At 71.7% G+C, this 23,950-nt stretch carries 24 protein-coding genes and 1 riboswitch; of the genes, 11 read left to right on the top strand and 13 right to left on the bottom strand.

Features of this window, described 5'->3' with window-relative positions; translation table 11 throughout:
- Window positions 1–966: a hypothetical protein gene (locus AB5J51_RS16765; protein ID WP_369777993.1), complete on the top strand. Its 966-nt coding sequence runs from the start codon at window positions 1–3 to the stop codon at window positions 964–966.
- Between the two features lie 19 nt (window positions 967–985).
- Here AB5J51_RS16765 and AB5J51_RS16760 read toward each other — a convergent pair whose 3' ends face one another.
- A complete protein-coding gene (locus AB5J51_RS16760) occupies window positions 986–1,489 on the bottom strand; it encodes a carboxymuconolactone decarboxylase family protein (protein ID WP_053786375.1) in 504 nt (167 codons plus the stop codon).
- Window positions 1,490–1,535: 46 nt separating this feature from the next.
- Between AB5J51_RS16760 and AB5J51_RS16755 the strand changes: the two genes are divergently transcribed.
- A complete protein-coding gene (locus AB5J51_RS16755) occupies window positions 1,536–2,930 on the top strand; it encodes a PLP-dependent aminotransferase family protein (RefSeq protein WP_053786374.1) in 1,395 nt (464 codons plus the stop codon).
- A gap of 117 nt (window positions 2,931–3,047) precedes the next feature.
- Here AB5J51_RS16755 and AB5J51_RS16750 read toward each other — a convergent pair whose 3' ends face one another.
- Window positions 3,048–3,887, bottom strand: coding sequence for a hypothetical protein (locus AB5J51_RS16750; protein WP_053786373.1), 840 nt, complete (start codon window positions 3,885–3,887; stop codon window positions 3,048–3,050).
- A gap of 97 nt (window positions 3,888–3,984) precedes the next feature.
- Here AB5J51_RS16750 and AB5J51_RS16745 point away from each other — a divergent pair, with 97 nt between their 5' ends.
- Both AB5J51_RS16745 and AB5J51_RS16740 read left to right on the top strand, forming a co-directional pair.
- On the top strand, window positions 3,985–4,305 hold the full coding sequence (locus AB5J51_RS16745; protein ID WP_078987297.1) for a hypothetical protein: 321 nt from the start codon (window positions 3,985–3,987) through the stop codon (window positions 4,303–4,305).
- 5 nt (window positions 4,306–4,310) lie between these two features.
- Window positions 4,311–5,501: a glutathionylspermidine synthase family protein gene (locus AB5J51_RS16740; protein ID WP_053786371.1), complete on the top strand. Its 1,191-nt coding sequence runs from the start codon at window positions 4,311–4,313 to the stop codon at window positions 5,499–5,501.
- A gap of 59 nt (window positions 5,502–5,560) precedes the next feature.
- Here the strand turns inward: AB5J51_RS16740 and rocD are convergent, their stop codons facing one another.
- Entirely contained in the window at window positions 5,561–6,769 is a 1,209-nt protein-coding gene (gene rocD, locus AB5J51_RS16735) for an ornithine--oxo-acid transaminase (RefSeq protein ID WP_133897119.1), read from the bottom strand.
- A gap of 146 nt (window positions 6,770–6,915) precedes the next feature.
- Window positions 6,916–7,006, top strand: a riboswitch (ZMP/ZTP riboswitch).
- Between the two features lie 35 nt (window positions 7,007–7,041).
- Between rocD and glyA the strand changes: the two genes are divergently transcribed.
- The 4 genes from glyA (at window position 7,042) to AB5J51_RS16715 (ending at window position 11,338) form a co-directional block, all read left to right on the top strand.
- Window positions 7,042–8,310 carry a serine hydroxymethyltransferase gene (gene glyA / locus AB5J51_RS16730; RefSeq protein ID WP_369777992.1) on the top strand — a complete coding sequence of 423 codons (1,269 nt, stop codon included), beginning with the start codon at window positions 7,042–7,044 and terminating at the stop codon, window positions 8,308–8,310.
- A 198-nt stretch (window positions 8,311–8,508) separates the two neighbouring features.
- Window positions 8,509–9,522 carry a tryptophan--tRNA ligase gene (trpS, locus tag AB5J51_RS16725; protein WP_053786368.1) on the top strand — a complete coding sequence of 338 codons (1,014 nt, stop codon included), beginning with the start codon at window positions 8,509–8,511 and terminating at the stop codon, window positions 9,520–9,522.
- Window positions 9,523–9,642: 120 nt separating this feature from the next.
- The gene (locus AB5J51_RS16720) at window positions 9,643–10,260 is read left to right on the top strand and encodes a 2'-5' RNA ligase family protein (RefSeq protein WP_053786367.1); all 618 of its coding nucleotides are present in this window, start codon (window positions 9,643–9,645) and stop codon (window positions 10,258–10,260) included.
- 169 nt (window positions 10,261–10,429) lie between these two features.
- Complete coding sequence (locus AB5J51_RS16715; RefSeq protein ID WP_369777991.1) at window positions 10,430–11,338, top strand: YihY/virulence factor BrkB family protein; 909 nt, start codon at window positions 10,430–10,432, stop codon at window positions 11,336–11,338.
- Window positions 11,339–11,343: 5 nt separating this feature from the next.
- On the opposite strand, the gene AB5J51_RS16710 is transcribed toward AB5J51_RS16715, so the two are convergent.
- Complete coding sequence (locus tag AB5J51_RS16710) at window positions 11,344–12,606, bottom strand: D-alanyl-D-alanine carboxypeptidase family protein (RefSeq protein ID WP_234382050.1); 1,263 nt, start codon at window positions 12,604–12,606, stop codon at window positions 11,344–11,346.
- Between the two features lie 121 nt (window positions 12,607–12,727).
- On the opposite strand from AB5J51_RS16710, the gene AB5J51_RS16705 reads away from it, so the two are divergent.
- Together AB5J51_RS16705 and AB5J51_RS16700 are read left to right on the top strand one after the other, a co-directional pair.
- Complete coding sequence (locus tag AB5J51_RS16705) at window positions 12,728–13,000, top strand: SCO4848 family membrane protein (RefSeq protein ID WP_030290671.1); 273 nt, start codon at window positions 12,728–12,730, stop codon at window positions 12,998–13,000.
- Window positions 12,997–14,340, top strand: a complete 1,344-nt coding sequence (locus tag AB5J51_RS16700; RefSeq protein WP_369777990.1) for a metallophosphoesterase — start codon at window positions 12,997–12,999, stop codon at window positions 14,338–14,340. Before AB5J51_RS16705 ends, AB5J51_RS16700 begins: the two co-directional genes overlap by 4 nt.
- Window positions 14,341–14,416: 76 nt before the next feature.
- On the opposite strand, the gene AB5J51_RS16695 is transcribed toward AB5J51_RS16700, so the two are convergent.
- From AB5J51_RS16695 to AB5J51_RS16675, 5 genes are all read right to left on the bottom strand, one after another.
- Entirely contained in the window at window positions 14,417–15,148 is a 732-nt protein-coding gene (locus AB5J51_RS16695; protein WP_037633575.1) for a TetR family transcriptional regulator, read from the bottom strand.
- A gap of 11 nt (window positions 15,149–15,159) precedes the next feature.
- Window positions 15,160–15,606, bottom strand: a complete 447-nt coding sequence (locus tag AB5J51_RS16690; RefSeq protein ID WP_206310760.1) for a thiol-disulfide oxidoreductase DCC family protein — start codon at window positions 15,604–15,606, stop codon at window positions 15,160–15,162.
- A gap of 3 nt (window positions 15,607–15,609) precedes the next feature.
- Complete coding sequence (locus tag AB5J51_RS16685; RefSeq protein WP_053786364.1) at window positions 15,610–16,014, bottom strand: hypothetical protein; 405 nt, start codon at window positions 16,012–16,014, stop codon at window positions 15,610–15,612.
- 88 nt (window positions 16,015–16,102) lie between these two features.
- Window positions 16,103–17,101, bottom strand: coding sequence for a protein kinase family protein (locus AB5J51_RS16680; RefSeq protein ID WP_369777989.1), 999 nt, complete (start codon window positions 17,099–17,101; stop codon window positions 16,103–16,105).
- A 39-nt stretch (window positions 17,102–17,140) separates the two neighbouring features.
- Window positions 17,141–19,144, bottom strand: coding sequence for a bifunctional UDP-sugar hydrolase/5'-nucleotidase (locus tag AB5J51_RS16675; RefSeq protein ID WP_369777988.1), 2,004 nt, complete (start codon window positions 19,142–19,144; stop codon window positions 17,141–17,143).
- 194 nt (window positions 19,145–19,338) lie between these two features.
- Here AB5J51_RS16675 and AB5J51_RS16670 point away from each other — a divergent pair, with 194 nt between their 5' ends.
- Entirely contained in the window at window positions 19,339–19,953 is a 615-nt protein-coding gene (locus AB5J51_RS16670) for a CAP domain-containing protein (protein WP_078987296.1), read from the top strand.
- Between the two features lie 245 nt (window positions 19,954–20,198).
- Here the strand turns inward: AB5J51_RS16670 and AB5J51_RS16665 are convergent, their stop codons facing one another.
- The 4 genes from AB5J51_RS16665 to sdhA all read right to left on the bottom strand — a co-directional run bounded on the left by AB5J51_RS16665 (window position 20,199) and on the right by sdhA (window position 23,938).
- Window positions 20,199–20,774, bottom strand: coding sequence for a hypothetical protein (locus AB5J51_RS16665; protein ID WP_369777986.1), 576 nt, complete (start codon window positions 20,772–20,774; stop codon window positions 20,199–20,201).
- A gap of 45 nt (window positions 20,775–20,819) precedes the next feature.
- Window positions 20,820–21,251 carry a Uma2 family endonuclease gene (locus AB5J51_RS16660; RefSeq protein WP_369777985.1) on the bottom strand — a complete coding sequence of 144 codons (432 nt, stop codon included), beginning with the start codon at window positions 21,249–21,251 and terminating at the stop codon, window positions 20,820–20,822.
- Window positions 21,252–21,416: 165 nt separating this feature from the next.
- Window positions 21,417–22,184: a succinate dehydrogenase iron-sulfur subunit gene (locus AB5J51_RS16655; RefSeq protein WP_048474856.1), complete on the bottom strand. Its 768-nt coding sequence runs from the start codon at window positions 22,182–22,184 to the stop codon at window positions 21,417–21,419.
- Entirely contained in the window at window positions 22,184–23,938 is a 1,755-nt protein-coding gene (sdhA, locus tag AB5J51_RS16650; protein WP_053786359.1) for a succinate dehydrogenase flavoprotein subunit, read from the bottom strand. Before sdhA ends, AB5J51_RS16655 begins: the two co-directional genes overlap by 1 nt.
- Between the last annotated feature and the right edge of the window lie 12 nt (window positions 23,939–23,950).

The following is a 23,950-nucleotide window of genomic DNA, read 5'->3' as shown; positions in this document are numbered from 1 at the left end:
GTGTCCTCGTCCGACGACGCCTGGTGGAACCCGCAGTCGCAGGCGTGGGAGTGGGGGGAGCGCCCGGCGTCCCCGGACGCGCCCCCGCCCGAGCCTGCGGGCCGGCCCGAGCAGCCGACGCAGCCCGAGTGGTGGGCCCAGGGGTCGACCCCGGCCCCGGCGCCGACTCCGGATACCCCGCCGACGGAGGCACCGCAGCCGGCGCTGCCTCCGCTCCCGCCCCCGCCGGTCCCCGGATACGAGCCCTGGAGCCCCCCGGACCCGAACGGTCCCGGTGACGGCGGCCGGGGGCGGAAGTGGCGGAGCCCGCTGCTGGTGGGGCTGGTGGCGGCGGTCGTCGGCGGGGCCTCGGTGGCGGGGTGGATGCTGCTGGGCGGGGAAGACGGGCCCGGCACGAACGCGCAGCCACCACTCGGGTCCGGGGCGGCCACGGGCGGGTCGGCCACGGCCGGCTCGTCCGCCTCGGCGCCGGCGAGCCCCGCTCCGGGCCCGAGCCGGTCGGCCTCGCCGAGCACCGGCAGCAGTCCCGGCTACACGGTGGTCCACAACGACGCCGGCTTCTCGGTGTCCGTCCCCACCGGATGGCAGCCCAGCTACGAGGAGCAGGGCAGCGGGTCCTTCTACCGCCCGCCCGGCGGCGACCGCAGCGCCCTGCTGCAGGTTTTCCCGATCACGGAGGACCGGTCCACCAGCTCCTGCGAGCTGCTGCGGATCTCCTCGAAGTCGCTGGAGAGCGGGACGCCCAACTACCGCCAGGTCTCCCTCGACCCGGTCGCCGGGAGCGCCTGCGAGCTGGTCTACGAGTACGACAGCGCGGAGTCCCGCGGCCGCCGCCGGGGCATCGAGCGGATCGTCACCGCGGCGGACGGCCGGCGCTGGGCGCTGCTGGCGGCCGGCCGCGCCGCCGACACGGCCACCGTACGGGCGAACCTGACGGCGGCCGCGGAGTCGTTCCGGCCCGGGTGACGGGGGCCGGGCGTCCGTCCTACTTGTGCATGCCCGGCGTGTAGTGGCCCGGGACCATGCGGGTGGTCACCGCGAAGCGGTTCCAGACGTTGATCGTCGCGATCACGGCGATCAGCTGGGCGAGCTCCTTCTCCCCGAAGTGCTTCGCGGCCCGCTCGTACACCTCGTCGGGAACGAAACCGTCGGTCAGGACGGTCACGGCCTCGGTCAGCTCGAGCGCCGCGGCCTCCTTCTCGGTGTAGAAGTGGCGCGATTCCTCCCAGGCGGCGAGCTGGACGATCCGCTCGACGGTCTCGCCCGCGGCGAGCGCGTCCTTCGCGTGCATGTCCAGGCAGAACGCGCAGTGGTTGAGCTGCGAGGCGCGGATCTTGACCAGCTCGACCAGGACCGGGTCCAGACCCTTCTTCGAAGCGATCTCCAGGCCCACGACGGCCTTGTAGACCTCGGGCACGTGCTGGGTCCAGCCCATGCGCGGGGTGTGCTCGGGGGCGTGTGCGGCGGTGTGTTCGTGCGTGGTGGTCATGTCTCCACCCTAGGCAGCAGGCGGCCCGCCGATATGGTCCATATCCATGACGGAACCATGGGCCACTTTCGGCGCCGACCTGCATCTGGACCTCTCCGCCGGGCGAGGTCTGCGGGCCGGCCTGGTCGACGCGCTGCGCGAGGCCGCGCGCAGCGGGCGGCTGGCACCCGGGACCCGGCTGCCGTCCTCGCGGTCGTTCGCCGCCGACCTCGGGATCGCGCGCAACACGGTCGCGGAGGCCTACGCCGAGCTCGTCGCCGAGGGCTGGCTGACGGCCCGGCAGGGCTCGGGCACGCGGGTCGCGGAACGGGCCCGGCCGCGGCGGCCCGCGGGCGCTGCCCGGGTCCGGCATCCCGCACGGCGGCGGCCCTCGTACGACCTGGTGCCCGGCACCCCGGACCTGGGCGGCTTCCCGCGCGCCGCCTGGCTGGCGGCGGCCCGGCGGGCGCTGACGGACGCGCCGAACGAGGCCTTCGGGTACGCGGCCGACGCGCGCGGCCGGGTGGAGCTGCGGGAGGCGCTCGCGGGGTACCTGGCGCGGGCGCGCGGGGTGTACGCGGACCCGGAGCGGATCGTGCTGTGCGCGGGTTTCGTGCACGCGCTGACGCTGCTGGCCGGGGTGCTGCGGGCGCGGCGGGTACGGGAGGTGGCGGTGGAGGGGTACAGCCTCGACCTGCACCGGGAGCTGCTGACGGGGGCGGGGCTGCGGACCCGGCCGCTGACGGTGGACGCCTCGGGGGCGCGGACGCCGGACCTGTCCGCGCAGTCGGGGGCGGTGCTGCTGACCCCCGCCCACCAGTTCCCCACCGGGGCGGCGCTGACCCCGCCCCGGCGGGCGGCGGCGGTCGACTGGGCCCGGACCACGGGCGGGCTGATCCTGGAGGACGACTACGACGGGGAGTTCCGCTACGACCGCCAGGCGGTGGGGGCACTGCAGGGACTGGACCCGGACCGGGTGGTGTACCTCGGCACGGCGAGCAAGTCGCTCGCGCCGGGGCTGCGGATGGGGTGGATGGTGGTGCCGCCGGGGCTGCTGGACGAGGTCGTGGAGGCGAAGGGGCGGACCGACTGGACCTCGAGTGCGCTGGACCAGCTGACGCTCGCGGAGTTCATCCGGTCCGGGGCGTACGACCGGCACGTGCGCGGCATGCGGCTGCGGTACCGCAGGCGCCGGGACGAGCTGGTCGCGGCCGTCGCCGGCCGGGTGGCGGTGTCGGGCATCGCGGCGGGCCTGCACGCGGTGCTGGACCTCCCGGCGGGGACGCAGGCCTCGGTGCTGCGGGCTGCCGCCTGGCAGGACCTGGCCCTGGAGACCCTGTCCCGCTACACCCACCCGGAGGCGGGGCTGCCGGCGCGCGAGGCGCTGGTGGTGGGCTACGGGACTCCGTCCACGAGCGCCTGGTCCCCGACGCTGGCGGCGCTGGTCTCCGCTCTGCCGTGACGCGTGCGCGGCGGGTGCGGGGTCCGGGTCCGGCCGCGCCGCCGCTGTCGGGGGCTCCGCCCCCGAACCCCGCGCCTCAAACGCCGGCGGGGCTGGGTTTGCCCCAACGCCGGCCGGTTACGGCGCTGCCGGGGCGGGTTCCGGTTCCGGCGGTTCGCCGAAGCGGGTCAGGAGGAGGGCTCCGGCGACCGATACCGCGAAGCCGAGGACGGCCAGCCAGGTCAGGCCCTCGCGCGTGCGGTCGCCGAGCCAGGCCACGCCCACCACCGCGGGGCCGATCGTTTCGCCGATCACCATGCCCGCCGTGGCCGTCGTCACCGAGCCCCGCTGCAGCGCCGAGGTGAGCAGCAGGAACGCCGCGCCCCCGCCCAGCAGCAGTGCGTACAGCGCCGGGTTCGTGAGCGACGCCCACGAGATGTCGTCGATGAGACGGACCGCCACCTCCACCACCCCGAATCCCGTCCCCGCCGCGAGGCCGAGCACCAGGGCCCGGGACCGGTCCGGAAGCCCGCCGGCCACGGCCCCCACCAGCAGCACCAGCCCGGCCACCACCAGCAGCCCCAGCTTCAGCGCGAACGACCCCGTCCCCGAGCCCTCCTCGCCCGACGCCAGCCCCAGCATCGCCAGCCCCGCGCACACCATCCCCACCGCGCCCCACTCGGCCCTGCTCAGCCGTACGTGCAGCAGCCGCGCCGAGACCACGGCCGTCACCGCGAGGCTCGCCGCCAGCGCCGCCCCCACCGTGTAGATCGGGATGTTCTTCAGCGCCACGATCTGGAGGACGAATCCGGCCGCGTCCAGCCCCAGGCCCAGCACGTACCGCCATTGCCGGGCCGCCCGCAGCAGCAGCGCCGTGTCCACCCCCGACCCGGTTCCCGGCTCCACCGCCCGCGCGGCCATCGCCTGCAGGACCGACGCCGTGCCGAAGCAGACCGCCGCACCGAGCGCGCAAACCATCCCAAGAAGCACGAATTGACTCTAGGTCATGGAGGTGATGAGAGGGTTTCGACGGCCGGATTCCATCGCTTCGCCGCCCCGTTCTAGTCTGTCCGCCATGGATGGCATGGACGACAGCAGCAGTAGAAGCAGCACCACCCGACGCCGCATGCGCTCCGGCAGCGTCGCCCTCGGCGGCATGGGCCTGCTCGCCGCCGCCCTCGTGGCCTGCGGCAGCAGCAGCGAGCCCGACAAGCGCTGCGTGGACCGCGCCACCCTGGAGAAGCTGAACACCAAGGAGTGCAAGAGCGGCAGCAGCCGCGGCGCGTACTACTACGGCGGCACCGTCGCCAACAACCGGGTCAGCGGCGGCAGCTTCGACAAGTCCGCCGTCACCCGCGGCGGCATCGGCGGCCACTCCAGCTCCAGCGGCGGCTGAACCGCGTGCGCCGTCACACCATCGAGCCGCGCCCCGACTGGCAGAAGACCGTCGAGGAGCAGGGGCTCATCTACCCCCTCACCCGCTACCCCGACGACTCCCTGCGCCCCTACTGGGACGAGAGCGCGTACTACTCCTTCTCGCTCCCCGAGGTCGAGGCGCTGGAGAACGTCGTCGAGGAGCTGCACGCCATGTGCCTGGCCGCGGCCGCGCACATCGTCGAGCACGACCGCTTCGCGGACCTCGGCATCACCGACCCGCGCCTCGCGGAGCGCATCGCCGAGTCCTGGCGCCGACGGGCCGAACAGCCTTCCCTGTACGGCCGGTTCGACCTGCGCTACGAAGGTGACGGCAGCCCGGCCAAGATGCTGGAGTACAACGCCGACACCCCCACCTCCCTCGTGGAGGCGGCCAGTCCGCAGTGGTTCTGGATGGAGGAGCGCTTCCCCGGCGCCGACCAGTGGAACTCCCTCCACGAGCGGCTCGTCGAGGCCTGGCGCCGGCAGGCGGAGCTGCTGCCGCCCGGCCCGCTGCACTTCGCGCACTCCGAGACCGACGAGCTCGGCGAAGACCTGATGACGGTCGCCTACCTCCAGGAGACCGCCGAGCAGGCGGGCCTGGACACCGAGGCGCTGTCCGTCGAGCAGATCGGCTGGGACAGCCTGTCGGGCCGGTTCGTGGACCAGAAGCTCGGCTTCATCCGCAGCTGCTTCAAGCTCTACCCGTGGGAGTGGCTGGCCACCGACGCGTTCGGCCCGCAGGTCCTCGGAACGTACGACCACGGCGGCGGCTCCGGGACCACCGCCTGGATCGAGCCGCTGTGGAAGATGCTGCTGTCCAACAAGGCGCTGCTGGCCATCCTGTGGGAGCTCTTCCCGGAGCACCCGAACCTGCTGCCCGCCTACCTCGACGGCCCGCGCGAGCTCGCGGAGACCACCGGGTACGCCGCGAAGCCCCTGCTGGGCCGCGAGGGCGCCGGGGTCACCCTGCACCCGGCCGGCGGCGAACCCTTCGTACCGCAAGAGGGGGAGACGTACGTCTTCCAGGGCCTGGCCCCGCTGCCCGACTTCGACGGCAACCGCGTGGTGCTCGGCGCGTGGGTCGTCGAGGAGGAGGCGGCGGGCCTCGGCATCCGCGAGTCGGCGGGCCCGGTCACGGACGAGTACGCCCGCTTCCTGCCGCACGTCATCCTGTAGCCACCGCAGGCACCGGCCGGGAACCGGACGGTTCCCGGCCGGGCCGCGGCCGATTGCGGTCAGCCTGCTGCGAGCACCGTCCGCAGCTGGTCCAGGCCCCAGTCCAGGTCCTCCTTGCTGATCACAAGCGGCGGCGCGATCCGGATGGTCGACCCGTGCGTGTCCTTGACCAGGACGCCCCGCTCCATCAGCGCCTCGGAGATCTCCCGGCCCGTGCCGTGCCCCGGGTCGATGTCGACGCCCGCCCACAGACCGCGCCCGCGTACGGCGGTCACCGCGCCCCCGCCGACCAGCAGGTTCAGCTCCCGGTGCAGGTGGTCGCCGAGCTCGGTGGCGCGCTGCTGGTACTCGCCGGTGCGCAGCATCGCGATCACCTCCAGGGCCACCGCGCAGGCCAGCGGGTTGCCGCCGAAGGTGGAGCCGTGCTCGCCCGGCCGGAACACCCCGAGCACGTCCCGGTCCGCGACGACGGCCGACACCGGGACCACGCCGCCGCCCAGCGCCTTGCCGAGGACGTACACGTCCGGCACGACGTCCTCGTGCTCGCACGCGAACGTCTTCCCGGTCCGGCCCAGCCCCGACTGGATCTCGTCCGCCATGAACAGCACGTTCCGCTCGCGCGTGAGCTCCCGTACGCCCCGCAGGTACCCGGCGGGCGGAACCAGCACCCCCGCCTCGCCCTGGATCGGCTCCAGCAGCACGGCCACGGTGTTCGCCGTGACGGCCGCGGCCAGCGCGGTGAGGTCCCCGTACGGCACGATCTCGAACCCCGGCGTGTAGGGCCCGTAGTGGTCGCGGGCCTCGTGGTCCGTCGAGAAGCTCACGATCGTCGTCGTGCGGCCGTGGAAGTTGCCCGACGCGACCACGATCTTGGCCTGCCCGTCCGGGACGCCCTTGACCTCGTAACCCCACTTGCGCGCGGTCTTCACCGCCGTCTCCACGGCCTCCGCGCCCGTGTTCATCGGCAGCACCATCTCCTTGCCGCACAGCGCGGCGAGCTCGGTGCAGAACTCGGCGAACCGGTCGTGGTGGAAGGCCCGCGAGGTGAGGGTGACCCGCTCCAGCTGCGCCTTGGCGGCGTCGAGCAGACGCCGGTTGCCGTGGCCGAAGTTGAGTGCCGAGTAGCCCGCGAGCATGTCCAGGTAGCGGCGGCCCTCCACGTCGGTCATCCACGCGCCTTCCGCGGACGCCACGACGACGGGCAGCGGGTGGTAGTTGTGCGCGCTGTGGGCCTCGGCGGAACGCATGGCTTCAGCAGTTGTCGACACGGGGTCTCCGATCGTCGGTCAGGCGGGCCGGGTGACAGGGGTGACGAGGGTGGTGCCACCGGCGTCACATCACCTTGTATACGGCTATACGTCGCTCGTATACCGGACGGGGAAACCTTTCCTGTGGACCGCCCGCTATGGTGGGCGGCACGCACGGCGACTGGCGTACGGAGAACCAACTCCGGGGGAGTCGTGCGCGCACGACCGCATACAGGGCCGCTCGCCTGGGCCTCGCGGGGACGAGATCTGACATCGACCCCGGAGGAGCCGCCATGAGCGCGAGCCGCCACCCCGCCCTTCTCGCCACCGATCCCGAACTGGCGTCCTACGTCACGGCCGAGGAATCCCTGCAGGCGCAGACCCTGCGCCTGATCCCCAGTGAGAACTACGTGTCCGCCGCCGTGCTCGAGGCCGCCGGGACGGTGCTGCAGAACAAGTACAGCGAGGGCTACCCGGGCCGCCGCTACTACGAGGGCCAGCAGAACATCGACCGCGTCGAGGCGCTGGCCGTCGAGCGGGCGAAGGGCCTGTTCGGGGTGGACCACGCCAACGTCCAGCCGTACTCCGGCTCGCCGGCGAACCTCGCGGTGTACCTGGCCTTCGCGAAGCCCGGCGACACGGTGATGGGCATGGCCCTGCCGATGGGCGGGCACCTGACGCACGGCTGGGGGGTCTCGGCGACGGGGTCCTGGTTCCGGGGCGTGCAGTACGGGGTGTCCGCGGAGACGGGCCTGATCGACTACGACGCGGTGCGGGAGCTGGCACTGGCGGAGCGCCCGAAGATCATCTTCTGTGGCGGTACGGCGCTTCCGCGTACGATCGACTTCGAGGCGTTCGCCTCGATCGCCCGGGAGGCCGGCTCGGTCCTGGTCGCGGACGTGGCCCACATCGCGGGCCTGATCGCGGGCGGGGCGCACCCCTCGCCCGTCGGGCACGTGGACGTGGTCTCCACGACCACGCACAAGACGCTGCGCGGCCCGCGGGGCGCGATGCTGATGTGCCGCGAGGAGCACGCGAAGGCCATCGACAAGGCGGTGTTCCCGGGACTCCAGGGCGGGCCGCACAACCAGACGACGGCGGGCATCGCGGTGGCGCTGCACGAGGCGGCGCAGCCGTCGTTCGTGACGTACGCGCACGCGGTGGTGGCGAACGCGAAGGCGCTGGCCGCGGCTCTGCTGGAACGGGGCTTCGACCTGGTCTCGGGCGGTACGGACAACCACCTGATCCTGCTGGACCTGACCTCGCGGGGGGTCCCGGGCAAGGTGGCGGCCAAGGCACTGGACCGCGCGGGGATCGTCGTGAACTACAACACGGTCCCGTTCGACCCCCGCAAGCCGTTCGACCCGTCGGGCATCCGCATCGGCACGCCCTCGCTGACGTCGCGGGGGCTGGGCGCGGAGCACATGCCGGTGGTGGCGGAGTGGATCTCCCGGGCGGTGGACGCGGCGTCCAAGTCCGACGAGCCGGCGCTGTCCGCGATCCGCCGCGAGGTGTCGGACCTGATGGCGGCCTTCCCCGCCCCTGGCCTCCCGGTCTCCTGACCCGGGACGCGGTGGGGGGCCGCTGTGCGGAGCCGTCCCCCACCGTCCCCCACCCGCCCTTGCCCCTCCGCCGGACTCCGTCCGGGGGATCCCCGCCCGGACCCCGCCCGGGCCCGCGCCTCGAACGCGGGCGGGGCCGGGTGGGGTTTCCGGACAGGTGCGGACCGGCAGGGCCGTCATACCTGAGAGAATGGGGCCATGGCTTCTGATCGTCCTCGCGCGCTCTCCGGTATCCAGCCCACCTCCGGTTCGTTCCACCTCGGGAACTACCTCGGAGCCATCCGCCAGTACGTCGCCCTGCAGGAGACGCACGACGCCTTCTACATGGTGGTCGACCTGCACGCGATCACCATGCCGCAGGATCCGGCCGCGCTCCGCGCCAACACCCGGCTCTCCGCCGCGCAGCTGCTCGCCGCCGGGCTCGACCCCGAGCGCTGCACGCTCTTCATCCAGAGCCACGTCCCCGAGCACGCACAGCTCGGCTGGGTCATGAACTGCATCACCGGCTTCGGCGAGGCCAGCCGGATGACCCAGTTCAAGGACAAGTCCGCCAAGGGCGGCGTCAACAACGCCACCGTCGGCCTGTTCACGTACCCGATCCTCCAGGTCGCCGACATCCTGCTCTACCAGGCGAACGCCGTCCCCGTCGGCGAGGACCAGCGCCAGCACATCGAGCTGACCCGCGACCTGGCCGAGCGCTTCAACCAGCGCTACGGCCAGACCTTCACCCTCCCCGCCGCGCACATCGTCAAGGAGGTCGCGAAGATCTACGACCTCCAGGACCCGACGATCAAGATGTCGAAGTCCGCGTCGTCCCCCAAGGGCCTGATCAACCTCCTCGACGAGCCCAAGGTCACCGAGAAGAAGATCAAGAGCGCGGTCACCGACACCGAGGCCGAGGTCCGCTTCGACACCGAGCACAAGCCCGGCGTCAGCAACCTGCTCACGATCTACTCCACCCTCACGGGGGAGTCGGTCCCGGCCCTCGAGGCCAAGTACGAGGGCAAGGGCTACGGCGCGCTGAAGACGGACCTGGCCGGTGTGATGGTCGATTTCGTCACACCGTTCAAGCAGCGCACCCAGGAATACCTGGACGACCCGGAGACGCTGGACTCCATCCTCGCCAAGGGTGCGGAGAAGGCCCGCGCGGTCGCCGCCGAGACCCTGGCGCAGGCCTACGACCGCCTCGGCCTGGTGCCCGCGAAGCACTGAGGCGGGGCTGACGAATCGGTCAGGGAAAGAGGCCCTGGCAATCCGGGGGGTGCTGGCCCCACACTGGGTCGGCAGGACCCGTACGCAACCTGTACGCACCAGACGACGGAGGAGACATACGTGGGGACCGTAACGCTCGGCGTTTCGATCGCGGTCCCGGAGCCGTACGGCAGCCAGCTCCAGGAGCTGCGCACCGGCTTCGGGGACGCTGCCGCGCACGGCATCCCCACGCATGTCACCCTCCTCCCGCCCACCGAGGTGGAGGCGGACCGGCTGGCGGAGATCAGGGCCCACCTGTCCGAGGTCGCGGCCGCCTTCGGCCCCTTCGCGATGCGGCTCGCCGGCACCGGCACGTTCCGCCCGCTCTCGCCGGTCGTCTTCGTCCAGGTCGTCGAGGGCGGTACGGGCTGCACCCGGCTCCAGGGCCTGGTCCGCGACCCGGACGGGCCGCTCGACCGGGAGCTGGCCTTCCCGTACCACCCGCACGTCACGGTCGCCCACGGGATCTCCGAGGAGGCGATGGACCTGGCGTTCACGACCCTCGCCGAGTACGCGGCGCAGTGGACCTGCACGGGCTTCGCGCTCTACGAGCAGGGCTCGGACGGCGTCTGGCGGAAGCTGCACGAGTACCCCTTCGGCAGCGGCCCGGTCAGCGGGGTCCCGGCGCAGCTCGGGTCACCGGTCGACGAGGCGGCGGGGACCGCCGGTGCGGCCGAGACCGCCGTACGGCGCTCCTGACGGCGCTGCCTGAGCGTGAGGCGGGCGTGGAACCGGAGCGTGCGCAGGACCAGGGTGTGGAACGGACGGTCGTCCATCGGACGCGCTTCGCGAAAAGTCACAATCGACGACCGTAGTGCCCAAAACCGGCAATCCCGGCTATTTCCGTCAGCTCCTTTACGGTGACCCCATGGACTGGCTGACGAAACTCCCCGTGATCGGGCCACTCATGGTCCGGCTGATGCGGACACACGCGTGGCGTGCCTACGAACGCCTCGACCGGGTCCACTGGAGCCGGCTCGCCGCCGCGATCACCTTCATCAGCTTCATCGCGCTCTTCCCGCTGATCACCGTGGCCGCCGCCATCGGCGCGGCGCTGCTCAGCCAGGAGCAGCTGGACCGGCTGCAGAAGAACCTCGCCGAGCAGGTCCCCGGCATCTCCGGGCAGCTCGACCTCGACGGCCTCGTCGCCAACGCGGGCACGGTCGGGCTCGTCGCCTCCGCCCTCCTGCTCGTCACCGGCATCGGATGGGTCGGCTCGATGCGGGACTGCCTGCGCGCGGTGTGGGAGAAGGACGACGAGGACCTGGGAAACCCCGTCGTCCGCAAGGGCAAGGACGCGCTCGTCCTCCTCGGCCTCGGCGGCGTGGGCCTGTGCTCGGCCGCGGCCTCGATCCTGGGCTCCAGCGCGGTCGGCAAGTTCGGCGGCTGGCTGGGCGTGCCGCAGAACGGCGCGGGCGGCGCGCTCCTGCGGACCGGCGCCTTCCTCGTCGGCGTCGTGGCGGCCTTCCTGATGCTGCTCTACGTGCTGACCCTGCTGCCGGGCGTCGAACCGCCGCGCCGCAGCCTCATCCAGGCGGCCCTGCTCGGCGCGGCCGGCTTCGAGCTGCTGAAACTGCTGCTCAGCGGGTACATGCGCGGGGTCGCCGCGAAGAGCATGTACGGGGCCTTCGGCGTGCCGGTCGCCCTGCTGATCTGGATCAACCTGATGGCGAAGCTGCTGCTGTACTGCTCGGCCTGGACGGCCACCCGCGCCGCCGCGGACGGCGACGGCGCGGAGGACCCCGAGGAGCCCGCGAACCGGAAGCAGGAGGCCTAGGAGGACTAGGACGCCTGGTCACCGCCGCCGGTGCCGGTGCGGCGGCCGCGCGGGCCGCGCGGCCAGCGGCGGTTGACGGCGTACGCCCCGCCCGCGATCACGGCCAGCGCCCCGCCCGCGATGCCGAGCGCGGTGCCGACGCCGCCTTCCGCGCCCTCGCCCGCCGCCGAGTGGCCGTTCTCGTGCGACTGGGCGGGCGAGCCGATCGAGGAGGTGTCCGCACTCTTCGGCGGAACCAGTTCGCCGACCGGCTTGACCTTGCCGATCGCCGCGAAGCCCCAGTCGAAGAGGCCGGCGGTCTCCTCGTAGACGGAGTTCAGGCCGCCCGCGCTCGGGTTCATCACCGTGACCAGCAGCTTCTTGTTGCCCTGCTGCGCGGCGCCGGTGAAGGTGGAGCCGGCCATGGTGGTGTTGCCGTTCTTCACCCCGGCGATGCCCTTGTACGGGGAGAGACCGCTCGCGCCCGTCATCAGCCGGTTGGTGTTCTGGATCTCGAAGTACTCGCGCGGCTTCCCGGGCTCCTGCAGACCGGGGAACTTCGCCTCGGCCGTCCCGCAGTACTCGCGGAAGTCCTTCTTCTGCAGGCCGGAGCGGGCGATGAGGGTGAGGTCGTACGCGCTCGACACCTGCTCGGGGGCGTCGTACCCGTCGGGGGACACGACGTGGGTGTCGAGGGCCTGCAGCTCCTCGGCGTGCGCCTGCATGTCCTTGACGGTCTTGTCGATGCCGCCGTTCATGGCGGCGAGCACGTGCACGGCGTCGTTCCCGGACCGCAGGAACACCCCGAGCCACAGGTCGTGCACGGAGTACTCGTGGTCCTCCTTGACCCCGACCAGACTGGAGCCGGCCCCGACGCCCTCCAAGTCCTGGTCGGTGACCTTGTGGACCTTGTCCTTCGGAAGGCTGGGCAGCACCGTGTCCGCGAAGAGCATCTTCAGGGTGGAGGCCGGGGGCAGCCGCCAGTGCGCGTTGTTGGCGGCCAGCACCTCGCCCGTCTCGGCGTCGGCCACGATCCACGAACGCCCCGTCAGGTTCGTCGGCAGGGCGGGGGCGCCGGCCAGCGGGTTCACCTGGACCCCCGGCTTGCCGAGCAGGGCCCCGCCGACCGTGGACATCGACGCCGGCGGCCCGGCCACGGCCGGGGCCTTGCCCGGCTGTCCCTTCCCGTCCGTCGGCGGGGTGGGCGCGGCGTGCGCGGGCACCACGAGCATCGCGGGGACCAGCAGCCCGGCGGAAAGGACCGTCAGCGCGGTCTTTTTGGCAGACACGCAGGTGAAAGTACATCCCGATCGGCTGTCCGCACCCCCGGACCGGCCAACGTGGCCGAACCACCGCCGGTACAGCCCACCCCGGCGCGTCCGTCCTGGGGACCAAACCGATACTGGGGGCATGAAACTCAGCCGTGCCGTCTCCTGGTTCCTGCTCGCCTTCGGGGTGTGGAGCTGGTTCATCTGGGTGTCTTTCGTCCGGAACCTGTGGAAGGACGCCAGTGGTCTGGCATTCGACGCGGCGGGCGAGCCGACGGCCTACTTCTGGGTCCACCTTCTCCTGGCCATCGCCTCCTTTCTCCTGGGGACGGCCGTTGGTGTGATCGGGTTGCGCGGCGTCCTCGCGCTGCGGCGCGCATCACGCCGGGGTCCGGACGCGGGTCCGGACGCATGAAGATCGCAATCTTCGCGGTGATCGCAGTGCTGGTCCTGGCCCTGCTGGTCCTGGTCCACCGCTGGCTGTGGGTCCGTCTGGTCCGGGATACGACGCGCCCGCGCGGCACGGCCCGCCGGATCGGCACGATCCTCGCGTTCGCCCTGCCGCTCCTCTCGCTGGCCGCCCTCACCACGGGCCGCGCCGGCGCCCCCTTCTGGCTCCAGCAGTCCGTGGCCTGGCCGGGTTACATGTGGCTCGCGGTCCTGCTGTACCTGACACTGGCGATGCTCCTGGCCGAACCGGTACGAGCCCTCCTCCTCCGCGGCCCGGCCCGCCGGATCCGGCCCCGCCGGGGTTCGATGCGCGGGGTCCGGGGCGGAGCCCCGGGTGGGGGCCCTTCCCGGACGGAGTCCGGGGGAGGTGGAAGGGCGGGTACGGGAGCAGCCCCGCAGGGCCCCGCGACCGCCCTCGACGAGCCGCTCCCGCCCGAGCCGGGCCAGGGCCCGGCGGCCCCGGACGACGACCCCGCAGGGGCGACCCGCCGCCAGTTCGTCGCACGGGCGATCGGCGGCGCAGCCGCCCTCGCCGCGACCGGAACCGTAGCCACCGGCACGTACGGCGTCCTCCGCGGCCCCCGCGTCAAGCGCGTCCAGGTCCCGCTCGCCAAACTCCCCCGCGCCGCGCACGGCTTCCGGATCGCCGTCGTCAGCGACATCCACCTCGGCCCGGTCCTCGGCCGCGCCCACACCACCCGCATCGTCGAGACGGTCAACCGGACGCAGCCCGACCTCATCGCCATCGTCGGCGACCTCGTGGACGGCAACGTCCACGACCTCGGCAGCGCCGCCGAGCCCCTGCGCCGGCTCCGCGCGCGGCACGGCTCGTACTTCGTCACCGGCAACCACGAGTACTTCTCGGGCGCCCAGCAGTGGATCGACCACGTCCGTGAGCTCGGCCTCGTCCCCCTGGAGAACGCCCGCCGGGCGCTCCCGCACTTCGACCTCGCCGGGGTCAACGACGTGGCGGGCGAGACGGAAGGCCACGGCCCGGACTTCACCGCGGCCCTCGGCGACCGCGACCGGGCCCGAGCCGCCGTGCTCATGGCCCACCAGCCCGTCGTCATCCACGACGCCGTCCGCCACGGCGTCGACCTCCAGCTCTCCGGGCACACCCACGGCGGCCAGCTCTGGCCGGGCAACTACCTCGCCGAGCTCGCCAACCCCACCGTCGCCGGTCTCGAGCGTTACGGCGACACCCAGCTCTACGTCTCCCGCGGCGCAGGCGCCTGGGGGCCTCCGGTCCGGGTCGGCGCTCCGTCCGACATCACGGTCGTCGAACTCGCCTCGTACCAGGCCTGACCGGTCACCGGTGACGACCCGCCGTCAACCGGCCTTCCCGGGGCCCGTTTTCCCGAGCCGGATGCCGCGCCGGGCGCTACGCGGGCCCGGGGTCCGGGTCGGAGGCCCGCTTCTTCTTCGACACCACCGTCTGCGCCATCCCGGGCAGGAAGTCCGCGAACAGCTCGTGGACCTCGCGCACCAGCGGCCGCAGCACCCGGAACCGGGCCAGGACGATGCCCCGCGTCGTCAGCTGCGCGCCGCGCTCCGCGAGCCGCCGCGTCTTCTCGCTGTTGGGGGACCGGTCGAAGACCCAGTACAGGACGAGCCCCATCTGCGAGAGCCACATCAGCTCCGGCAGTACGTCGGCCAGCTCCTCCGGGACCTTCGTCTTCGCTCCCGCCAGCACCTCGCGGTGCATGTCGATCGCCGCTTTGCGCGCGGGTTCCGATTCGGGGGAGAAGGGGCTGAGCGGGCTCTCCGGGTCCGCCGCGTTCTTGAAGAACTGCGAGGCGAACTCGTGGTACGGCGCCGCGATGTCCAGCCAGCTCGTCAGCACGCCCGCGAGCCGCTTCTGCAGATCGGTCTCGCTGTCCAGGATGGGCCGGACCGCCGCCTGGTGTGCGGCGCCGATCCGGTCGTAGAACCCCTGGACGAGGTGTTCCTTCGACGCGAAGTAGTAGTAGGCGTTGCCGACCGAGACCCCTGCCTCCTTGGCGATGGCCCGCATGGTCGTCTTGTCGAAGCCGCGCTCCTGGAAGAGACGGAGCGCGGTTTCGAGGATGAGCGTGCGGGTCTGCTCGCTCTTGGGAGCCTTCTGATCAGTCACGGTGTACGAGCCTATCCGGGTACGGCGCAGTGGTCGTCACAGGCCGGTGCCTCCGGCTCCACTTCACCCTCCGGACCGGGCCCGGTTCGTACCGCCTGCCGCCATGCCGAGGCCGTGTACATGGCGGCCCGGGCGAAGGGCCGGCCCGCCGGGGTGGCGAGCCAGTTCGCCCTCGGCCGGTGCTCCGCCAGCGCCCACAGGCACACGATGAACGCATCCGTACCGGTCCACACCTGCCCCGAGTCCCCGATGACGGTGATCTCGCGGAGCGTCGCCGCGTGGTCGAGCTGCGGATACCTGCGCTGCGCCTCGTAGGACCCGGCCGGGATCAGCCGGAGCGGTACCAGCCAGCGCTGCCCGAGGAGCCAGTGCCGGATGTGCACGCAGAGCGGGCAGTTGGCGTCGTACAGCACGGTCAGGTGGTGCGTGGCCCGTTGCGCCGGCGTTGCCCCGGTCACCGGTCAGGCCCCGGCCGGAGCGGTCCACCCCTGCGGGGCGACCGGCGGGGTCTGCTGGCGCTCCATGATCCCGCGGCGGCGCATCTTGTTCAGCACCCAGACGTTGCCGAGGTGCATGACGCCGAGGACGAGCAGGACGACGCCGAGCTTGACCGACAGGGCCTCGAAGAGCTGGCGGGCCGTGTCGATGGCGACGTCCGAGCGCAGGTAGAGCGTCACGAAGCCGATGTTGACGAGGTAGAAGCCGACCACCAGGAGGTGGTTCACGGCGTCCGCGAGCTTCTCGTTCCCGTGCAGGACGTCGGCGATGAAGATGCGCCCGTTGCGGCTGAGCGTACGGGCCACCCAGACGGTCAGCGCGATGCTGATGAGCAGGTAGATGACGTATGCGACGACGGTGAGGTCCATGCCCTCGCCCCCCTTGAACGTGTTCAACTTGTTGGCAGGACTGACTGTAGACCCATTTTTGAACAGGTTCAAGCCTTCGCGGGGAGGGCTACTTCGACACCTCCGCGACCGCCCCTGCCGGGAACGGCGTGCGCTTGCTCTCCGTCACCAGTCGCCGGTGGAAGCCCGCCATCACGAGCCCCGTCGCGGCGTGCCGGTCGAGCAGCGCGGCGGCCTCGGCCGGCATCCCGTCCCGCCCGCGCCCCGCGATCCACTCCCGGAGGAAGGCCTCGTGCTCCAGGTCGTCGCGCTCGTCGGCGCCGGGCAGGTGGTACCGCAGGAGATGGCTCGCGGTGTACGCGCGGTCGTAGCCCAGGTGCTGCGTCAGGAACCGGGCCTCGTCGGGCGCCAGCTCGAAGCGGGTACTGAGCGCGAGCCCGAAGTCGGCGAAGTGGACGAGCTCGCCGTCGGTCAGGACGTTGTGGAAGTGGGCGTCGAAGTGGACCAGCCCGCGCGAGCTCATGAACTCCGCCCCGCTCAGCAGGGCCCGGTGCGCCCAGTCGTACGCGGGGTGCCCCGTCAGCCAGGTGCCGAGCCGGTGCGGCACGTGCTCCAGGAAGAGCACCAGGCTGTTCGAGGCCCGCGCGATGGCCTCCAGCCGCCGGCGCACGGCGTCCGACCCCTCCCAGCGGGCGACGGCCGCGTCGAGGCCGTCGCCCCCCGGCGGGGAGTCGGGCAGCACCCGCCAGTGGTACATCAGCGGAAACCCCTCGTACGCGCCCTCGATCACCCAGCCGGTGGTCATGGTGTGCACGGCCAGCTCCCGCCAGGCCCCGAACCCGGCCGAGCCGACCCCGTACTGGTAGTGCAGCGGCAGTTCGAAGAGGTTCGCGGTGGACCGTACGTTGCGTGGCAGCAGCTCGATGTCGGTCAGCGGCACGCGCTTGACGAAGACCCGCGTCCCGTCGAGGTCCAACTCGGCGGTCCGGCCGCCGATACCGGACCCGAAGGGCATCGCCGCGGCCGTCAGCGCGCGGAGCCGGTGGTCGCTCAGCAGGGACAGGCGGGTGGAGACGGCGCTGTACGCCGTCAGTCGCTCTCGGTGCATCCGCCGACGCTACCGGCAGGACCGCCCCGCCGTAGGTCGTCAGCAAGGCGGCCGGAAGCCGTTGCGGTCGGTGTGGGGGCGGTCCGCCGAGACGATCGCGGCCTCGGGGCGGGGCATGGGGGTGCCGTCGGCGAGGAGGAAGGGGGCGGGTTCCAGGACGGTGCCGACGTCGGCGCCGCGGCGGGTGGTGTTGGCGGCCGTGACGCGGTTCAGAGGCGCGGGGGTCAGGGTCTGCGTCTCGCGGACGTACGCGACGAAGCTCTCGAAGTCGCGCTGGTGGCGGTACGGCGCCTGGAAGCCGGTGAGTGCGCCGTAGCCGTCGTTCGCCAGGAAGGTGTACGAGGGTGACGCGAGCCGGTAGCTGCCGGTGAGGTCGAGCGCGGCACCGTCGATGAACACGTCCGCCGGGTCGACTCGGTCGCCGACCCGGCCCAGGGTGTCGAAGGTGTAGCGGACGTTCGCGGAGACGGCCAGCGGTGCGAACAGCAGCTCCCCGCTCGCTGCGGTCGTCCACTGCTGCTCGAGGGCGTCGTGGATCTGCTGCCCGGTCACCGTCGCGGTGACGATCGGGTCGCCGAAGCCGACGGCCTTCCAGGCGCGGCCGAACGTGACGGCGCCACCCGAGGCCGTGTCGCGGACCAGGTCGCCCGCGATGACGGCCTGGCCGACCCGCGGTGCCGCCGCCACGAGGGCGAGCTGGGCCGGGACGGCGGGGTGGACGTTGGCGTCGTTCTCCGGGTCGGCCGGCCTGCGCCCCGCCCACAGCGCCCAGTCGGCGACCAGGTCGCCCATGGTGCTCTCGCCCGCGGTGTTTCGCGCACGTACGAATGATCCGGTCTGCTTGCCGATGCGGGTGGCGCCGCGCGCCGCGGCCTGGCCGGCCCAGTAGTCGACGACCTCCTTGAGGTCCGGATCGGGGGTGACGTCACGGGTGTTGGGGTGGTTCGTCGACACGGTCAGTTCACGGATCACCCTGCCGGTGGCCGGGTCGAGGCGGAGGTTGATCTCGTTGATGAGCTGGCCGTGGCAGCCGGCCTCGACGAAGGGGCGCGGGACGCCGTTCGGGTCCGGGACCATCATGTTGAACCGGGTGTGCCAGTGGCCGGTGACGATGGCGTCGATGTCGGGGGAGACGCGCAGCGCCAGGTCGAGTGCCGGGCCGGACGGGTCGGTACCGCTGTTGAAGTCGCCGCCCGCGACCGCCCCGTCATGCATGATCAGCACGATCGCGTTGACGCCCCGGGCCTTGAGCAGCGCCGCGTACCGGTCGGCGGTGGCGACCTCGTCGAGGGTGGCGAGACCGGGTTGGTAGGAGCCGGGGAACAGCTCGGTGCCGAGTGCGGTGAGGTGGATGAAGCCGATCTGCAGCTCCCCGCCGGCGGCGGTACGGACCTTCTCGATGCCGCACGCGGGCAGGACGGTGCGCCGGTCGGCGTCCCAGACGACGTTGGCGCTGTAGTAGCGGAAGCCGGAGCCGTGGAAGCGGGCGCCGGAGGAGTCGGTGAAGGTGGCGTCGCGGCCCACCACGGGGAAGGGGACGCCCTGCTCCATGTGCCGCTGGAGGAAAGCCGGGGACTTGTCGAACTCGTGGTTCCCGGCGGTCGCGAAGTCGAGGCCCATGCGGCTCAGGGCCTCGATGGTCGGCTCGTCGGCGAAGGCGGCGGCGTCGAACTCCCAGCCGGAAAAGGAGTCTCCGGGGGTGAAGAAGAACGAGTTCAGCCGGCCGTCGCGGAGGCGGGCGAGGTGGGCGCCCATGTAGGCGACACCGCCGACGGTGTAGGTACGGCCCCCGTTCCCGCTGATGGTGGCGTTGCTGCCGGGGGCGGCCTGCAGGTAGCCGTGCAGGTCGGTGATGCTGAGGAGCTGGACGTCGACGTACTCGACGGCGGAGGCGGCGTCGCGCGCGTGGTCGGTGGCGTGGGCGGGGATGCCGGTGGCGAAGGTGGCTGCGGCGGTGCCCGTGGCCGTGAGGAACGTCCGCCGCCCGAGGTGATGAGAACTGTGGTCCGGATACGTGGTCTTGGAGTGCGAGTGCCTCGTCACGGGGGAATGGTCCCGCCGGGCGGGGCCGGTGTCGACGTGCCGGGCCGTACGCCTGCGGGCCGTGGCCCCCGGGGCCCGGATGGCGGGTCGGCGGGGCGGGTGGCAGGCTGGAGGAGGGGCAGGAGCGGCGGGCCGTGCCATGTGCCGCCCGCACGCTTGGACCGGTGTTTCGTGTTCGCAGGAGGTGGACCTCCTTGAGCAGGCACGCTTCGCTCATCAGAACAGCACGGAGTCTCGCCGTGGCCGGAGTCCTGTCGGCCGCGCTCGTACCCGTCTCGGCGGCGCCGGCGGCGGCCGTCACGTGTGATGCCGCAGCCGCGGCCCGGGCCCCGACCAGCAGCAACGACAGCGCCGCGCGGAACGCGGTGATCTGCCTCATCAACGCCCAGCGCACGCAGCGGGGGCTGCCGGCCCTCACCGTGAACCAGGCCCTGACGAATGCTGCGCAGCAGCACTCGGCCGCTGCGGTGCAGCTGAAGTGGTGGGGCCCGTACAAGGATTCGCACACCAACCCGCAGACCGGCTCGACGCCGACGACCCGGATCAAGGATGCGGGCTACTGCCCGAACCCCAGATCGTTCAACGTTGCCGAGATCACGTACACGGGCTGGGGCGGCTCGGCCGGTACCCCGAACGCCGCGGTCAACTGGTGGGTGAACGTGAGCACCTACGGCCACCGTGATCGCGTCCTCGACCCGGCGATGCGGGAGATCGGCGCCTGGGCCCAGCCGGGCGCGGCGGACCGCGCCGGGGCCGGCGCCAGCCAGGCCGGCACCTACGTCGTGACGTTCGGCCGCTGCCAGCAGTGACGGGTCACTCGCCCCCGGGCGACCCGCAACCCTGCCTCGGCCCGCCCCCCGACCGCTACGAGGGCATCACCGACTCGGGCAGCTTCCTGCGGATGCGCACCGACCAGGTGTGCTTCTACCCGATCGGCGCCCCGCAGAACTCGGCGCACGCCTGCGGCGGCTCGGCGTGGCCGGCGTCGGCAACGATCCGGCCGGGCAGGACGGCGGCCCCGCGGGCCGCTTCCCGCCGACCCGGCCGTCACCCGTCAGATACTGAGGGAACGGGCGTAGTTGATCTGGTTCATCACCCAGGGGAACGTTCCCGCGTCGACCGCCGGGATCATCGTGGAGTGGTGGCGGCCGCCGCTCGTGACGGTGACCTGGATGTAGCCGGTGGTGGTCTTCTCCTTCATGAGGAGGAAGAGCAGGCCCAGCAGGCAGAACAGGAAGAAGACGATCGCGAGCACGACCGCGTGCGTCGGGATCTTCGTCTCGGTGCGGGAGAAGTCCGAGGCGTTCCACATCGCGCCCTTGAGCGGCATCGCGCCCGAGGGGGTGATGATCTGGTCCCCGGCGATGGTGATGTCGCCGAGGGACAGGCCGGAACCGCCGCCGCCCTGCGGGGCGACGGGGTAGGCCGGGGGCTGCATCGGCGGCTGCGCCTGGGCGGGGATGCCCGCGCCGCCGACGGTCGGCTGGTAGCCCGGTGCGGGCGGAGTGGCCTGCGGGTAGCCGTAGCCGGCGCTCCCGGGGGCCGCCGGGTAGGGCTGCGGGTAGCCGTAACCGGCATTCCCGGGAGCCCCGTTGTCACTGGCGTACGGATTCGGCTGCTGCTCGCTCATGCGCTCGATCTTTCCACAGGCCTGCCCGACCTCGTACCCCGATCCTCAGGCCCGGGTCAGCTCCTCGCCGATCGTGAGGCCCTTGGCGGGACCGTCGGGGATGACGACGGAAGTGCCGTATCCGACAGTGGTCTTGGTGGCGTACGTGCCCTTCTCCGGGTCCGGGGCGCTGAACACGGTCCCCGTGCCCTCGTCGTCGAAGTCGTCGATGACGACGTAGACGGGGATGCCGGCCTGGGCGTACCACCGGCGCTTGCGGATGTGGTCCCACCGGTGTGCCTCCTTCCCGGGGGAAACGATCTCGGCGACCAGGGGGACGCGGGTGGCGTCCACACCGAGACCTTCCTCGTCGGGGATCTCGTCCAGGTCCTCCAGGCCCACGAACAGGTCCGGGATGCAGACCTTCCGGCCGCGGATGATGTTGCCGTCCTGGTAGATGTCGAGCCCGCTGTCTGCGAGCCGGCCTGCGGACGACACTCGGGTACAAGCGACGCCGGTGACCGTACTGCCTTCAGCCCAGTCGGCACGTGTGATGAAAGGTTCATCCGGATGGTCTTCGCTCCTGGGGGTGAACGTGGCGAGGGCCCCGCTCCCGGATCGAAATCCGGGAGCGGGGCCCTCGTACAGCCGACTGCGAGGCGGTCAGAAGCGGCGCGTGATCAGGGCGCGCTTGACTTCCTGGATGGCCTTCGTGACCTCGATGCCGCGCGGGCAGGCATCGGTGCAGTTGAACGTCGTGCGGCAGCGCCACACGCCGTCCTTGTCGTTCAGGATCTCCAGGCGCTGCTCGCCGGCCTCGTCACGCGAGTCGAAGATGAAGCGGTGCGCGTTGACGATCGCCGCCGGGCCGAAGTACTGCCCGTCGTTCCAGAACACCGGGCACGAGGACGTGCACGCGGCGCACAGGATGCACTTGGTGGTGTCGTCGAACCGCTCGCGGTCCTCGGCGGACTGCAGACGCTCACGCGTCGGCTCGTTGCCCTTGGTGACCAGGAACGGCATGACGTCCCGGTACGCCTGGAAGAAGGGCTCCATGTCGACGACGAGGTCCTTCATCACCGTGAGGCCCTTGATGGCCTCGACGGTGATCGGCTTCTCCGGGTTGATGTCCTTGATCAGCGTCTTGCAGGCGAGCCTGTTCTTGCCGTTGATCCGCATCGCGTCGGAGCCGCAGATGCCGTGCGCGCACGACCGGCGGAAGGTCAGCGTGCCGTCGAGGTCCCACTTGATCTTGTGGAGACCGTCGAGCACGCGCTCCTTCGGGTCGATCTCGATCTGGAAGTCCTGCCACTGCGCCTCGTCCGAGATCTCGGGGTTGAAGCGGCGGATCCGGAACGTGACCGTGATGTACGGGGAGGCAGCAGCCGCCTCTTCCATCTTGTCCGTCTTGGACAGGGTCGGGGTTGCCATCAGTACTTACGCTCCATCGGCTGGTAGCGGGTCGTGACGACCGGCTTGTAGTCGAGCCGGACCGAGTCCGAGCCATCGGCTCCGACCTCGCGGTACGCCATGGTGTGGCGCATGAAGTTGACGTCGTCGCGGTTCGGGTAGTCCTCGCGGTAGTGACCGCCGCGGGATTCCTTGCGCGCCAGCGCGGACACGGCCATGACCTCGGCAAGGTCGAGCAGGTTGCCCAGCTCGATGGCCTCCAGCAGGTCCGTGTTGAAGCGCTTGCCCTTGTCCTGGACGGACACGTTCTTGTAGCGCTCGCGCAGCTCCGCGATCTTCTCGACCGCGGTCTTGATGGTCTGCTCCGTACGGAACACCATCACGCAGGCGTCCATCGTCTCCTGGAGCTCCAGGCGCAGGTCGGCGACCCGCTCCTTGCCCGTGGAGTTGCGCAGGCGCTCGACCAGGTCGATGACCTGCTGCGCCGGGTTCTCGGGGAGCTCGACGTAGTCGTTCTCCTGCGAGTACTTCGCCGCGGCGATGCCCGAGCGCTTGCCGAACACGTTGATGTCCAGGAGCGAGTTGGTGCCGAGGCGGTTGGCGCCGTGCACGGAGACGCAGGCGACCTCGCCGGCCGCGTACAGGCCCGGGACGACGGTGGTGTTGTCCGCCAGGACCTCACCCTCGACGTTCGTCGGGATGCCGCCCATGGCGTAGTGCGCGGTGGGCTGGATCGGGATCGGGTCCGTGTACGGCTCGATGCCCAGGTACGTACGCGCGAACTCGGTGATGTCCGGGAGCTTCGCGTCGAGCTGCTCCGGCGGCAGGTGCGTCAGGTCCAGGTACACGTGGTCGCCGGCCGGACCGCAGCCGCGGCCCTCACGGATCTCCGTGTAGATGGAGCGCGAGACGACGTCACGGGACGCGAGGTCCTTCATGACCGGCGCGTACTTCTCCATGAAGCGCTCGCCGTCCTTGTTGCGGAGGATGCCGCCCTCACCGCGGGCGCCCTCCGTCAGCAGGATGCCCATGCGCCAGATGCCCGTCGGGTGGAACTGGAAGAACTCCATGTCCTCGAGCGGCAGGCCGCGGCGGTAGCAGGCCGCCTGGCCGTCACCCGTGAGGGTGTGCGCGTTGGAGGTCACCTTGAAGAACTTGCCGGTGCCGCCGGAGGCGTAGATGACGGCCTTCGCCTGGAACACGTGGATCTCGCCGGTGGCGAGCTCGTACGCGACCACACCGGCCGACTTCTTGACGCCGTCCTCCTCGACCAGGAGCTGGTCCAGGACGTAGAACTCGTTGAAGAACTCCACGCCCTCCTTGACGCAGTTCTGGTACAGCGTCTGGAGGATCATGTGGCCGGTGCGGTCCGCGGCGTAGCAGGACCGGCGGACCGGCGCCTCGCCGTGGTTGCGCGAGTGGCCGCCGAAGCGGCGCTGGTCGATGGTGCCGTCCGGGGTGCGGTTGAACGGCAGGCCCATCTTCTCCAGGTCGAGGACCGCGTCGATGGCCTCCTTCGCCAGGATCTCGGCGGCGTCCTGGTCGACCAGGTAGTCACCGCCCTTGACCGTGTCGAAGGTGTGCCACTCCCAGTTGTCCTCTTCCACGTTCGCCAGCGCGGCGGCCATGCCGCCCTGCGCGGCGCCCGTGTGGGAGCGGGTGGGGTAGAGCTTCGTCAGTACCGCGGTGCGGCTGCGCTTCGTCGACTCGATGGCGGCGCGCATGCCGGCGCCACCTGCGCCGACGATGACGGTGTCGTACTTGTGGATCTTCATTGGATTCGCCTC

The organism is Streptomyces sp. R33, from assembly GCF_041200175.1.
GTDB classification, from domain to species: Bacteria; Actinomycetota; Actinomycetes; order Streptomycetales; family Streptomycetaceae; genus Streptomyces; species Streptomyces katrae_B.
The sequence above is the reverse complement of the archived record's forward strand: the minus strand, read 5'-3'. Positions and strand labels throughout refer to the sequence as shown.

What these genes read in the sequence shown, in the direction of transcription:
- AB5J51_RS16760 (WP_053786375.1), bottom strand. Translation starts at nt 1,489, where the DNA reads ATGACCACCACGCACGAACACACCGCCGCACACGCCCCCGAGCACACC.
- AB5J51_RS16755 (WP_053786374.1), top strand. Translation starts at nt 1,536, where the DNA reads ATGACGGAACCATGGGCCACTTTCGGCGCCGACCTGCATCTGGACCTC.
- AB5J51_RS16750 (WP_053786373.1), bottom strand. Translation starts at nt 3,887, where the DNA reads ATGGTTTGCGCGCTCGGTGCGGCGGTCTGCTTCGGCACGGCGTCGGTC.
- AB5J51_RS16745 (WP_078987297.1), top strand. Translation starts at nt 3,985, where the DNA reads ATGGATGGCATGGACGACAGCAGCAGTAGAAGCAGCACCACCCGACGC.
- glyA (WP_369777992.1), top strand. Translation starts at nt 7,042, where the DNA reads ATGAGCGCGAGCCGCCACCCCGCCCTTCTCGCCACCGATCCCGAACTG.
- trpS (WP_053786368.1), top strand. Translation starts at nt 8,509, where the DNA reads ATGGCTTCTGATCGTCCTCGCGCGCTCTCCGGTATCCAGCCCACCTCC.
- AB5J51_RS16715 (WP_369777991.1), top strand. Translation starts at nt 10,430, where the DNA reads ATGGACTGGCTGACGAAACTCCCCGTGATCGGGCCACTCATGGTCCGG.
- AB5J51_RS16705 (WP_030290671.1), top strand. Translation starts at nt 12,728, where the DNA reads ATGAAACTCAGCCGTGCCGTCTCCTGGTTCCTGCTCGCCTTCGGGGTG.
- AB5J51_RS16700 (WP_369777990.1), top strand. Translation starts at nt 12,997, where the DNA reads ATGAAGATCGCAATCTTCGCGGTGATCGCAGTGCTGGTCCTGGCCCTG.
- AB5J51_RS16685 (WP_053786364.1), bottom strand. Translation starts at nt 16,014, where the DNA reads ATGGACCTCACCGTCGTCGCATACGTCATCTACCTGCTCATCAGCATC.
- AB5J51_RS16680 (WP_369777989.1), bottom strand. Translation starts at nt 17,101, where the DNA reads ATGCACCGAGAGCGACTGACGGCGTACAGCGCCGTCTCCACCCGCCTG.
- AB5J51_RS16665 (WP_369777986.1), bottom strand. Translation starts at nt 20,774, where the DNA reads ATGAGCGAGCAGCAGCCGAATCCGTACGCCAGTGACAACGGGGCTCCC.
- AB5J51_RS16655 (WP_048474856.1), bottom strand. Translation starts at nt 22,184, where the DNA reads ATGGCAACCCCGACCCTGTCCAAGACGGACAAGATGGAAGAGGCGGCT.
- sdhA (WP_053786359.1), bottom strand. Translation starts at nt 23,938, where the DNA reads ATGAAGATCCACAAGTACGACACCGTCATCGTCGGCGCAGGTGGCGCC.